This window comes from Sphingobacterium sp. 1.A.5, from assembly GCF_002734235.1.
Classification (GTDB): domain Bacteria; phylum Bacteroidota; class Bacteroidia; order Sphingobacteriales; family Sphingobacteriaceae; genus Sphingobacterium; species Sphingobacterium daejeonense.
In genome coordinates this window covers 251,738-264,735 of the sequence record NZ_PEBA01000045.1, presented here as the reverse complement: position 1 = coordinate 264,735, position 12,998 = coordinate 251,738, and the positions used below count along the sequence as shown (strand labels likewise).

Below are 12,998 nucleotides of genomic sequence, written 5' to 3'. Positions count from 1 at the left end.
TAGATGAATGATTTTGTATTCCAGGTAACAGATAGTATAGACCATATCATTCGGTCAATTACTTTGTTCAAGGTTGAATTTGCCTTGTGTATTGGCTTTCTGTTGAGTATAGCTTGTACTCTTATTTTTGATAAATATTGGAAGCAATCTTCTTTCTTTATTACAATCCTGACTATAATTTCTGCATTTATCATTTTATTGACCCAACATGATTATACCAATCATGGGTTCTATGGGATGTTAACGGTTGACAAAACCTCATTTTTCGCTAGGGTTTTTATCTCTCTTGGATTATTTGTTTCTACGATATTCTTACAGCAACATTTTGCAAACAGAGATTTCAAGAAAAGAAAAGGTGACCTTTATAGTATTTTACTTGCTGCAGGAATTGGACTGAATTTATTTTCAATGACCACCCATTGGTTGATGGCGTTTATTGCGATTGAAATGGTTTCCATCTGTTCTTATATATTGGTTGGTTATTTTTCTGAGAACAAGAAACAGGCAGAGGCGGCGATGAAATATGCCTTATTTGGTTCTGCATGTTCAGCGGTTATGTTATATGGGTTGTCTTTGATCTATGGTTTTACCGGCGACCTTAATTTTGCGAGTGCAAGGCATATTCAAGGTTTGATCGCAGCACCAGAGGTCATGGTCAGCATAGCGATTTTGTTTGTATTTACTGGAATTGGGTTTAAATTGAGTTTTGTTCCTTTCCATTTATGGGCGCCAGATGTATATGAGGGTGCTCCTACCCCTGTTACAGCATTTCTTTCCACTGTCCCTAAAATTGCTGCCATTATTCTGATGGCAAGGTTGGCTACAGCTTGGATCAGTACCCCCTTTTATTTCAGCGAACTTACGTTCCTTTTCATCAGTATAGTTTCCATTGTCACGATGCTTGCAGGAAACCTAATTGCATTGAGGCAAACGGATATTAAACGCATGATGGCCTATTCTTCCATTGGGCACACTGGATTTCTGATGATGGCGATTATAGGATACAGTAATGGACAACAAGACATCCTTTTCTTTTATATTCTCGTGTATACACTGATGAATTTGGCTAGTTTTGCGTTTATTGACGTGCTGGAACAGAAATTGGGAAGCACACAAATAAGTTCATATACCGGGCTCGGCAAAAAATTACCGCTCATATTCACGTGTTTTTCCCTTGTCGGCATTTCCTTGATCGGCTTACCTCCAACGGCAGGTTTCGTAGGGAAACTATTAGTATTCAGCAGTATCTTTGAAATCTACCAATCTGCCGGTGATCAGATCTTCCTGTGGTTACTTATCGTAGGAGCATTGACTTCAGTGATTTCACTATTCTATTACTTCAAAATCCCCCTTTATTCTTTTCTAAAGGCAAATAAAGAAGATGAAGCGGTTATTTCTGAAGACAATAAAATCAGCATTATGCTGGTAATAGGCGTTGTGCTAACAGTGTTGGTCGTGCTGTTTGGAATTTTTCCTACATTGATAATAAATCATCTATTTTAGAAAAATAGATTCCTTTTGTTTATAAATTTATTATCACAAAACGTTTATCACCTATCTCATATCTCCTCTATTCACTATATTTGTACATGATCAGTGCTATAGCAAACAATATTTTTCAGAAGGTAATTGAAGATTACCACGTTCATGATAAGATTGACCAGCCGATTGCCAATCCATATGGTCGGGAGAGCTTGGAGCATTTACTTTACCTTAAATGCTGGATAGACACAGCTCAGTGGCATATGGAGGATGTTATCCGAAACCCAAATATTGACCCTCGGGAAGGACTTTATTGGAAGCGAAGGATCGACCGCCAAAATCAGGAACGCACGGATACTGTTGAGTTTATAGACAGCTATTATCTTCAGAAATTTGCTGATGTTGTGGCATTACCTGATGCCAAGATCAATTCTGAAAGCCCTGCATGGGCAATTGACAGGCTATCAATCTTAGCTCTTAAGATCTACCACATGAACTTGGAAACCTTGCGTACAGATGTTTCGAATGCTCATCTTGAAAGTTGCCAAGAGAAACTTCAAATCCTGTTGGAACAAAGAAAGGATCTGTCTCAAAGTATTGACGAGTTGTTGTCAGATATTGAAACTGGTAAAAAATATATGAAGGTCTACAAACAGATGAAAATGTACAACGACCCTAATTTAAACCCCGTACTGTACGGAGCTCAAAAGTAAATTCTCTACATGAAGCGGATCTTGGTCACTAGATTTTCTGCCATGGGTGATGTAGCCATGGTTGCATCGGTATTGAGAGAGTTTCAAGATCAACATAAAGACACAGAGATTATCATGGTTTCACGCCCTTTATTTTCTGCGTTTTTTGATGGGATTCCGCGTTTGAAATTTCACCAATTTGACCCTAAATACAAACATAGAGGCATGTCTGGGCTGGTGAAATTATTCAAAGAATTGAAACCGTATGGAGCAAAACAAGTGGCTGACCTCCATAATAACCTAAGGTCAAGGTTTTTGGATTTACTTTTCAGAACCGCAGGTTACCAAGTGAAAATCCTAGACAAGGGTAGACCTGAGAAAAAAGCATTAACAAGGCAACAGAACAAAATATTCAAACAACTCAAACTTACTACAGAGCGATACGCCGATGTATTCAGAGCCTTGGGATATCCAGTAAATCTTCAACATCATTTAGAAAAACAACATCGCCTCATTCCTTCAGGGATGATGCCTATATTAGCTTCAAACTCAAAAAAAATAGGTATTTCAGCTTTCGCTCAACATCCATTTAAGGTTTTATCTATGGAGAAAATGACCGAGATAATTAAATATTTGTCCGACCTTGGTACTCAGGTGGTTTTATTTGGAGGTGGTCAAGCTGAAAAAGATATCACTGAAGAATGGGCAAGGAAATTTCCAAACGTTCATTCTGTGGTTGGGAAATATAAGCTGAGTGAAGAGCTTGATATTATTGCACATTTGGATTTAATGATCAGTATGGACAGCTCAGGAATGCATATGGCATCCTTAATGGGAGTTCCTTGCATATCCATCTGGGGCGCAACACATCCGTTTGCAGGATTCCTTGGTTATGGCCAAAAAATGGAAGACTGCGTCCAAGTGGAACACCCCAATAGACCAAATTCGGTTTATGGAAATAAATCATGCTTGTGTGATGGAGTAGAGGCCATAGACCTCGTAACTAGTGAGATGGTGATTGAGAAGGTGAAAGCTAAATTAGATTTTGAGTAGCGATTTATTGTTGAAAATACGTATTATTTTAATAATTCTATTTTAGATATGGAAAAGATTTGTTTTTTAGTTTGTCAGTATGGGAAGGAAGTAAATGGTGGGGCGGAATACCATTGCAGGATGCTAGCAGAACGTTTAGTAGATGATTATGATGTTGATGTATTGACAAGTAAAACTATAAATTATAGCACATTTGAACCGTATTACACAAATGAAAAAGAATCATTAAATGGGGTTAACATTTTAAGATTTGATTGTGAACCTTATAATGCTGATGTCCATCAAAATTGGCGTAAAAAAACAAAATTTTCCAGAAAGATAAGAAGAAATTTATATCGATTGGGCATATTGGAGACCCTGTCCAATATTATTCCAAAGTGGGACTTAGGAATTGAAAATGAGGAAAAACTAATGAAAAGTCATGGTTTTTATTCCACTTCCTTATTATCCTATTTAGAATCACACCAGAAAGATTACAAAGCTATCATATGCTTTACATACTTATATCCACATACTGTATTTGGATCAAGAGTTGCCCCCAATAAAACCATATTAATTCCAACTGTTCATAACGATAGTGATATTTTTAGATCAATTCAAACCCATGTTTTTACTGAAGTAAAACATATTGGATTTAATACAATTGAAGAGAGAGACTTTAGTTATAAAATTTTTGGGAATAAGATGTCAAATAATAGCATAATAGCAGTTGGCGTAGAGACTGATACCGAACATGAAATTCCTTTTCAACAACTCAAGGAAAAATTTCACTTATCAGAAAACTATATTCACTATTTTGGAAGAGTTTGTGTTTCAAAAATGGAAAAACTTATTCCTTGGTTTATTAATTATAAATCTAAGTATCCAAGTGACTTAAAACTAGTTTTAACAGGTCGTCTTTTCCAAGAAAAAATTGTTCATCCAGACATTATATATACAGGTTTTGTCACAGATGAAGAGAAAATTGGATTGATTAAAAATTCAAGGTTAATTATTAATCCTTCTAAAAACGAGAGTTTATCGCTATTGCTTTTAGAGGCTATGAATTTAGGAAAAACAGTATTAGTTAATGCGAAGTCTGATGTTATGAAGGCCCACGCTATTAGAAGTGATTTTGCCGCAGAATATTACACAAATGAAACTGATTTTCAGAATAAAATTCAAAAGTATATTAGTCAACCAAATTTAATCGCTTTAAATAAATCAAAAGCTATGGCTTATGTAGAAGAGAATTACAATTGGCAATTAATTATTAATAGACTTAAAAATTTGATATCCTCAATCTAATAACGTTGCGGTATACATTTTTTAAGTTAATTGAGCATATCCATTATCACATCTAATCAAATTGCTATTTTTCACTATTTCTATCACTTTTTCATGTGTATTTTCGTTTAATCTAGAGGCCAAAGGATGATATATATGATATTGTACACATCTCAGTTTTACAGTTTTCTTAAGCACTCCTTTATTGACCAGTCTAGTGGCTAATTCCTCATCTTCATGTCCCCAGCCCTGCAAATCGTTATTATATCCATTTACATCAATAAAATCCTGTTTCCAATAGGCCATATTACATCCTCGAACACTGCTACTATCGGATTTTTTCTTTGTCAACATCCATGAAAGCACAGGAATTCTCAAGGCATTAAATCGATGTTTAACACCTTTTGAACTAAAATTGAAATTGACATTTTTATCTTCAAACAATGTTGGTAGGTATTCTTGTGTGATATGTGACCTCGTCCCTCTTATAAAACAATTCTTTTCTGCTACATATAAATGGTCCTTAATAAAATTTCTGTCCAAAATAATATCACCATCAATCTGCACAATATAATCTGTAGAAGTTTGAGAAATTGCTTTATTTAAAATAATACATTTTAAAAAACCCTGATCAGGATGCCAAACGTGCTTTATTGGCAAAACATTCAATTCTTGATATTTTTGAATCAATGCCTTTGTATCTTCTCTTGATCCGTCATCTGCAATAATGATTTCAGTTGGCAAAACAGTTTGTTGAATTACGCTTTCTAAACAAAGGTTTAATGCTTTTGGCCAATTATAAGTAGAAATTATTAAAGAGCATTTTTCCATTTAAAATCTTGAAATATAAATTATAATATTTATTAATTAAACTAAGTTATTCTAATTTCAAATGTACTTAATTTCTGTACTTTTGTTATAAACCGTAAGAATTATATTTAATTATTTAATTCGGTCTGAATATGTTTTTATGATTGCAAATTCTATTACATTAATTTTATCAACTTACAATTGGCCATCGGCTTTACAAGTATGCTTGGTGAGTATCAAACAGCAAACGATTTTACCGACAGAAGTTATCATTGCTGATGACGGATCCACATATGAAACTAAGCAACTCATAGATAATTTTAAAAAAGATTTTCCAGTTCCAATTATTCATCTTTGGCAAGAAGATATTGGATTTAGAAAATCAAGGATTTTAAATCAAGCATTTGCAAGGTCAAATTATGACTATATTATTCAGATTGACGGTGACGTATTTCTAAATCATCATTTTATTAAAGATCATATTCATGCTTCGAGACCTAATTATTTATTGCAGGGGAGTCGAGTGATGTTAGGTAAAGAGTACTCACAAAAAGTATTGCATGAACAAAAGCCCCATTTCAATCTTTTTGGAAAGGGAAACAAAAGAATTGAAAATTCTGTTAGATTACCTCTACTCTCTGATTATCTATTGAACAGATATAAAAATAAATATCCGATTTATTATGCCCGTGGTGCAAATATGTCATTTTGGAAAAAAGATATATTTGATATCAATGGCTACAACGAGTCTTATGAAGGATGGGGCCATGAAGATAGTGACTTAACTTTACGCATGATGAACAATGGCGTTAAGAAGTCTGTTATTAAGTTTGCCGCCATTGTGTATCATTTGTATCATGCTGAAAATATTCGTCCAGATCTAGAGTTGAAAAACAAATTAATAATGGAGCAAACCCTGAAGGACCAAGTTATTTGGACAGAAAAAGGGTTGAATCAATATTTAAAAGATTAAAAGAAAAATGATTCCAAAAAGCATAAGCATCATGGTTTCTACCTATAATTGGCCAGAAGCACTAGAAAGATGTATAAATTCAATTTTTCTTCAGGATCATTTGCCAGATGAAATCATCATAGCTGATGACGGATCTAGAGAAGAAACACTTATCCTTATTAATAAATTAAAAAACACTTCACCAATTCCAATCATACATGTCTGGCATGAAGATCATGGCTTTCGGTTGGGAGAAATTCGAAATAAAGCTATAATTGCTTCAAATCATGAATATATAATTCAAATTGACGGAGATATAATACTAGATTCTCACTTTATTTCCGACCACATTTCATTAGTTGAGAAAAGTGCTTTTTTATGTGGAAGTAGAGTATGGATTACACAAGAACAAAGTGCAGAAATTTTAGAAAACCCTCCTGGATTTTCTATTAATAGGAATAAATTTCCAATATCCACAATTTTAAATAGTTTAAGAAATTCTTCACTTTCTCATTTCTTGGCAGATAAATACAAAAAAAATAAACCTACTATATTAAGAGGCTGCAATATGTCCTTTTGGAAGTCTGACCTCTTATCTGTAAATGGATATAACGAAGATATTCAGGGTTGGGGTAGCGAGGATGCGGAGCTTGCAATTCGATTAATCAATAAAGGTGTAAAAAAGAGATTCTTAAAATTCTCTGCCGTTGCTTATCACCTTTATCATAAAGAAAACAGCAAGGCAAACTTTGACAAAAATGAAAAGATCTTAAATTTAACCATTCAAAACAAGATTACTTGGGTGGACAATGGCATTCAAAAAAATGGATCTTCTTAAAATAAACAAATCAATTTGTAGCAAAACTTAATTTTTGGACGTTACTTAGATATAGCTATTTAGATATTCTGTCAATACTATCAATCTAAGAACACTTATGAAAAACCTCTCAGTCAATATTATTGGCTATATTAATAAACAATTTGGTCTAGGTGAAGGGACTAGAGCAAATATTAGATCGTTAAATGCCATTGATTTACCATTAGAAATCAACGATTTTAATTTTAATATAGTAGATACTATAAAAGATCAAAATCATGATGAAATTAGTAAACTTAGTTTATCAAACGACTCCCCTATTAATATCGTACAACTTAATATTGATAAATTAACCACATTTATAGAACATGGAGGTAGTGAATATCTTAAAGGCAAGTATAACATCGGATTTTGGGTTTGGGAGCTAAATAATTTCCCTAAGGAAGGTCAGAAATTTTATAATCTTTTCGATGAAATTTGGACACCTAGCTCTTTTTCTGCAGCTTCAATCGCTAAGTCATCACCAATTCCAGTTATTACTATTCCTCATTCCATTAATATTAATAGAACTCCACATAAAAGATCACACTTTGGGCTGGAGGATGAATGTTTTTATTTTCTATCAATATTTGACTATTCTAGTTCGATTGAACGCAAAAACCCTTTAGGCACTATATCAGCTTATGAAAAAGCTTTTGGCATAAATAATCCAAAAATTAAATTAATAATAAAATCTTCTATTAGACCAGGCTACAAAGAAGAAAAATCCCTTATAGAAGAAAGATTAAAAATAAATTCATCTATAATTTATATTGAAAGAAGTTTGGAAAGGGATGAAATTTATAGCTTAATAAATGTTTGTGATTGCTTCATTTCTCTACATAAATCGGAAGGGTTTGGATTAACTATGGCTGAAGCCATGTTTTTAAATAAACCTGTTATTGCAACTGCATATTCCGGAAATACTGATTTTATGAACGTAAACAATAGTTTTATGGTGAAATACTCACTTACTTCAGCAAAAAACTATAATAATATGAGTACTGATCAAGATTTGTGGGCAGAACCAAATATTGAACATGCTGCAGAATGCATGAAAGACATTTACAATAATCCGACGCATGCATCTCAAATTGCCAGACAAGGAATGTTAGATATAAAAAATCAATTGAATCCTAAAAAAACAGGAATAACAATTAAAAACAGATTAGAATTAATTCAGGAAAACTTAAATGAATCTAGGAATCACAAAGAATATTTAAATAAAATATCTCTTCAACAAATAAAAATTGGAGAATTAGAAGAAAAACTCAATTCAATTAAAAAATTACCTTCCGTACAATTAAAATTGAAATTTAAGGATTTTAAAAATCGTATATCAGGAAAGGATAGGAAGTATAATTGGGAATAATTTTAGAAATTATTGTCGTAAAAAGCATTTTGAGATTCCTGTTTTTTAATTTCTTTATCATGAATCAGAGACATCTCATATTTTTTACCTTTTACACGTCCTAATTTTTTATATCCTACAAGTATTTCATGAACCTTATTTTTCCATGATATAGAATATTTTGTGTTGAGTTTAAATATTCGCGTTTGCCAATCTGGGAAATTGATGTAACCGTCTTCATTCATTTTCCAATTCCATTGTTGAAGATGATCATTAGTAATTCCAGCTACTGTATTAATCCTGGATACCATAAAGGCGTCGTATTTTGACTTTAGCGATAAATATCCAGGCAAAGATTTGATCAATTCATCAGTAAGCAGTTCATCAGCATCTACCTGAAATAGATATTCACACTTTGCCAATGTTATTAATTGATTTTTGAATGTAGCAAAATCCCCATTTAATTTTGACTCTGCCTTAATAATCTTGTTTCCATAATCACTTAGAATTTCGGAAACACCCTCATCTCTATTCGTTACATCTTGTAACACTACAATTTCATCCTTCTGTCTAATTCTTGGTATTAAAAAATCTAATAATTTTTTGATTTCCAATCGTTCATTACAAACCGTAATTGCATATGTGATTGAGGGACGTTTGCCAAATAAATATGAAAATATAGACACTAGAATAAATTTATTTTTGATTAACAACTGTTGGAAAATTCTTTTCCAAAGATCGAAAATTATTTATTTTTCCAGAAATATTTCCTGTCTTAATTTTCGTATAATCTTTAAATAGGCTTTTGATGAATTTTTTTGATTTTATTTCATTTCTAGCAATTATATCAGATAGGTTTTTTATCCGCAAGTAATCTTTCGCTTTCATTTTTTTTTCATCCAAATAGATTATTATATCATGTTTCTGGAGTTTATTTTTTGATTCCTATCTTTCACTTAAATCAATTTTTGTGGTTGATTGATATTTATCCACATAACTTTTTTTATCGAGATCAGAATATACTTTCGCGAAAAAAGGTTCAATTTCAAACATTCCATCGACAGATGCATTTTCGACAACGGCAACTAGGTCATATGCCTTTTTAAAAGAGCCATTGGGATGACATCTCCATTTTCTGAAAAAGTTCTTAAAACTCAATTCCTCAATAGCTTTTGTCCTTTTTTCAAATTCCTTGGAATACCTAGAAGTTTTGCTGACAAAATGATAACCAATAGCTTTTGGTACAACTATAAACCTTGCATTTTGAAGATAAAACCGCATTATTAGGTCCGAGTCTTCATAAAACATTGGATAAAACAAGGTATCAAGCCCGCCCATCTCAACTAACCATTTTCTCTCGACGCATATAAAGAAACTTTCATCATTCGTTTCAAAAGGATTTTGTTGCTTATGAGCCTCCTCTTCAACAAACTTATCAAAGCCTTCCTCATCAAAGCTCATTATATCATTTCCAAAATCGATATTTGTTTTCCAATCTCTTTTATCATCTGCAAAGATTGGTGGCTCCACAAGCGAATAGAAGAGCACAGCATCCTTTTGCCATGATTTCACCAATTCCTCCAAAAATCCCTTGCCAATTATGATATCATTATGCAGATAACTAATTAGTTCTGAAGTAGATATTTCAACTCCTTTATTATAAGTGTGAGAAAGTGACTTGGACTCTTCGGAATAATAATATTTTAAATTCTTATCATTTAAACTATCCAACCACTCATGGGTTCCATCGGTACTACCATAACTGACAAATACCACTTCGACCTCTTTATATAATTCGCGTAATCTTTTGTAAAAAGACTGAGTGTAGTCCAAATTATTTTTTAATCCTACTATTAGCGATATTTTTTTTTCAAAATCCATTTTATTTATTAACCTGTATCACTATTTTCAACGAAGTTAATAAACATCTGTCACAATACTATTTCTTAACAATTTCAGAACGATTTATTAATTATTAAATTTTTATCTTGTATACCTCACAAGCTAATAATATCATGAATACACTATACCTTATCAGGCACGCTAAAGCAGAAGAGCATACTTTTACAAAGGATGATTTTGACAGGGATTTACAACAAAAAGGGATCGATAGAGCAAATAAAATAGCGAATGAGCTCAAGAAATCTCTTCATGTTGATGAGAAGACATTAGTTATTTCTTCTTCAGCTAACCGTGCGATTCAAACGGCAGAAATTTTTTGTTCAATTTTAGGTTATCCAATTGATTCCATTCAACAGACTAAAGATATTTATGAGGCTCATTTTACGGATATCCTCAAAGTAATCAATACAGTGTCTAACCAATATGATAAGCTCTTGGTATTTGGTCATAATCCCGGTCTTTCTAACTTGACAAACTATTTAAGCCATTCTGAAATTGATTTAGCGACTTCCAATGTTTCGATCTTACAATTGGAAGGAGACCTTACTTTTGAAATGTTGGGTGGTGGTACTGCGAACCTAATTGGCTTATTAAAATAATATTTTTTTACCTTCGTAATGTATGGCAAACAAATTACAAGGAGAGGGTTCACCCTATTTAAAGCAACATGAACATAATCCTGTTCATTGGTTTCCGTGGGGTGATGAGGCGCTAAGGAAAGCTAAGGAAGAAAATAAACTGATCATTGTCAGCATAGGTTATTCCGCCTGTCATTGGTGCCATGTGATGGAACGAGAGAGCTTTGAGAATGATGCGATCGCAGAGACAATGAACAAATTCTTTGTTTCTATTAAGGTTGACCGGGAAGAACGTCCTGATATCGATCAGATTTATATGATAGCGGTTCAGTTGATGACCAATTCTGGTGGATGGCCATTAAATTGCATCTGTTTACCTGATGGTCGCCCTATTTATGGAGGCACTTATTTCAAACCACATGATTGGCAGCAGGTACTGCTTCAGATTGCGCAAATGTGGGAAGAAAAACCTGAGGTAGCGATAGATTATGCCGAGCGCCTTACTCAAGGAATCCAACAGGCTGAGAAACTTCCCATTCAAGATATTCCAAAACAATTTAAACTAGAAGATATTCTACAGGTTGTAGAGCCTTGGAAAGAGCAATTTGACCCTAAAGATGGTGGATATACTCGCGCTCCAAAATTTCCTCTGCCCAATAATTGGATTTTTTTCCTGAAATACGGTTTTCTGAATCATGATCAAGCGATATTGAATCATGTCCATTTTACTTTGGAGAAAATGGCAAATGGTGGTATTTACGATCAGATTGGTGGTGGTTTCGCGAGATATTCCGTAGATGGCAAATGGCATGTACCGCACTTCGAAAAAATGCTTTACGACAATGGTCAACTCTTGAGCCTTTACAGTGAGGCATACCAGCAACGTCCAAATATCCTTTATAAGAATGTTGTTGAAGAAACTATCGAATGGGCAAAAAGAGAGATGCTGAATCCCAATGGAGGATTTTATTCTGCATTGGATGCTGACTCTGAAGGAGTGGAGGGAAAATTCTACACCTTTGAGTATGATGAGTTTGATGTTTTGGAAGATGATGCAGAGTTAGCAAGGAATTTCTTCAACATCAAAAAGAGCGGTAACTGGACTGAGGAGCAGATCAATATCCCCTTTGTCAATTCAGATGACTTAAGCATGATTTCTGAAGCTGGCTATTCGGAAGATGAATGGCAGGAGCATTTGAAAGACATAAAATCAAAATTATTGTTGTACAGGTCGAAGAGGATTCGACCAGGATTAGACCATAAGCAGTTGACCACATGGAATGCATTATTCCTCAAAGGATTGGTTGATGCCTACAGAACTTTCAATAATCAAGAATTCCTAGATCTCGCCATAGGTATCGCAAACTTTATCGAAGATAAATGTTGCCAAAATGGCAGACTTTTACATCAACCCTCAGACCATAATCGAACAATTTACGGTTTTTTGGACGACTATGCATTTACCATTGAGGCTTACATTTCTCTTTATGAAGCGACCTTTGATGAAGTGTGGATAAACAAAGCAAAATCCTACTCAGATACCGCTATATCCCTATTTTATGATGAGAAAATAGGCACATTTTATTATAGCAGTTCCGAGGCAGAAGTATTAATTGCGAGGAAAAGTGAGATTATGGACAATGTTATTCCTGCCTCGAGCTCAACAATTGTCAGGGATTTGTATAAACTCGGCTTATTATTTGATAATAGTAGGTACACGGAAATTGCAGATCGTGTTTTTGCGAATGTATTTCCACACATCAAATCTTATGGTTCCGCCTACTCAAATTGGGCAATCCAATTATTGGATTTACATTTTGGAGTTTGGGAGATTGCAATCACAGGAGACGATGGCCTAAAATGGAGAGAAGAACTTGATAAGTATTACATCCCAAATAAAATCACTTTGGGAGGAACAAATAGCAAGCTTCCTTTGTTAGAGCATAAAGACGGTGCTGTCTTAAAAGCATATCTTTGTCAAGATAAGACTTGCAGTCTTCCTCAATCGTCGATTGCAAATATTATAGAATTAATAAATAATAAACAGGGATAGAAT

Annotated in this window: 13 protein-coding genes; 9 read left to right on the top strand and 4 right to left on the bottom strand. The window is 33.7% G+C overall.

Features of this window, described 5'->3' with window-relative positions:
- Positions 1-3: 3 nt before the first annotated feature.
- The 4 genes from CRT24_RS15515 (at position 4) to CRT24_RS15500 (ending at position 4,514) form a co-directional block, all read left to right on the top strand.
- A complete protein-coding gene (locus CRT24_RS15515; protein WP_099372113.1) occupies positions 4-1,503 on the top strand; it encodes an NADH-quinone oxidoreductase subunit N in 1,500 nt (499 codons plus the stop codon).
- Positions 1,504-1,589: 86 nt separating this feature from the next.
- Positions 1,590-2,195: a DUF4254 domain-containing protein gene (locus tag CRT24_RS15510; protein ID WP_099372112.1), complete on the top strand. Its 606-nt coding sequence runs from the start codon at positions 1,590-1,592 to the stop codon at positions 2,193-2,195.
- Between the two features lie 9 nt (positions 2,196-2,204).
- A complete protein-coding gene (locus tag CRT24_RS15505; protein ID WP_099372111.1) occupies positions 2,205-3,227 on the top strand; it encodes a glycosyltransferase family 9 protein in 1,023 nt (340 codons plus the stop codon).
- 48 nt (positions 3,228-3,275) lie between these two features.
- Entirely contained in the window at positions 3,276-4,514 is a 1,239-nt protein-coding gene (locus CRT24_RS15500) for a glycosyltransferase (RefSeq protein ID WP_099372110.1), read from the top strand.
- A 21-nt stretch (positions 4,515-4,535) separates the two neighbouring features.
- Here CRT24_RS15500 and CRT24_RS15495 read toward each other — a convergent pair whose 3' ends face one another.
- On the bottom strand, positions 4,536-5,324 hold the full coding sequence (locus tag CRT24_RS15495; RefSeq protein ID WP_099372109.1) for a glycosyltransferase family 2 protein: 789 nt from the start codon (positions 5,322-5,324) through the stop codon (positions 4,536-4,538).
- 139 nt (positions 5,325-5,463) lie between these two features.
- Here CRT24_RS15495 and CRT24_RS15490 point away from each other — a divergent pair, with 139 nt between their 5' ends.
- From CRT24_RS15490 to CRT24_RS15480, 3 genes are all read left to right on the top strand, one after another.
- Entirely contained in the window at positions 5,464-6,276 is an 813-nt protein-coding gene (locus CRT24_RS15490; protein ID WP_099372108.1) for a glycosyltransferase family 2 protein, read from the top strand.
- A gap of 7 nt (positions 6,277-6,283) precedes the next feature.
- On the top strand, positions 6,284-7,093 hold the full coding sequence (locus CRT24_RS15485) for a glycosyltransferase family 2 protein (protein ID WP_218962646.1): 810 nt from the start codon (positions 6,284-6,286) through the stop codon (positions 7,091-7,093).
- 97 nt (positions 7,094-7,190) lie between these two features.
- The gene (locus CRT24_RS15480) at positions 7,191-8,483 is read left to right on the top strand and encodes a glycosyltransferase (protein ID WP_099372107.1); all 1,293 of its coding nucleotides are present in this window, start codon (positions 7,191-7,193) and stop codon (positions 8,481-8,483) included.
- Positions 8,484-8,485: 2 nt separating this feature from the next.
- Here the strand turns inward: CRT24_RS15480 and CRT24_RS15475 are convergent, their stop codons facing one another.
- Genes CRT24_RS15475 through CRT24_RS15465 form a run of 3 tightly spaced genes read right to left on the bottom strand, consistent with a single transcriptional unit; the run spans position 8,486 to position 10,343 of the window.
- Positions 8,486-9,148, bottom strand: coding sequence for a glycosyltransferase (locus tag CRT24_RS15475; RefSeq protein ID WP_180269151.1), 663 nt, complete (start codon positions 9,146-9,148; stop codon positions 8,486-8,488).
- A 10-nt stretch (positions 9,149-9,158) separates the two neighbouring features.
- A complete protein-coding gene (locus CRT24_RS15470) occupies positions 9,159-9,350 on the bottom strand; it encodes a hypothetical protein (RefSeq protein ID WP_099372105.1) in 192 nt (63 codons plus the stop codon).
- A 57-nt stretch (positions 9,351-9,407) separates the two neighbouring features.
- Complete coding sequence (locus tag CRT24_RS15465; RefSeq protein WP_099372104.1) at positions 9,408-10,343, bottom strand: glycosyltransferase family 2 protein; 936 nt, start codon at positions 10,341-10,343, stop codon at positions 9,408-9,410.
- 134 nt (positions 10,344-10,477) lie between these two features.
- Here CRT24_RS15465 and CRT24_RS15460 point away from each other — a divergent pair, with 134 nt between their 5' ends.
- Both CRT24_RS15460 and CRT24_RS15455 read left to right on the top strand, forming a co-directional pair.
- Positions 10,478-10,963 (top strand): histidine phosphatase family protein, encoded by a 486-nt coding sequence (locus tag CRT24_RS15460; protein WP_099372103.1) that lies wholly within the window; start codon positions 10,478-10,480, stop codon positions 10,961-10,963.
- 22 nt (positions 10,964-10,985) lie between these two features.
- Entirely contained in the window at positions 10,986-12,995 is a 2,010-nt protein-coding gene (locus CRT24_RS15455) for a thioredoxin domain-containing protein (protein WP_099372102.1), read from the top strand.
- Positions 12,996-12,998 lie beyond the last annotated feature (3 nt).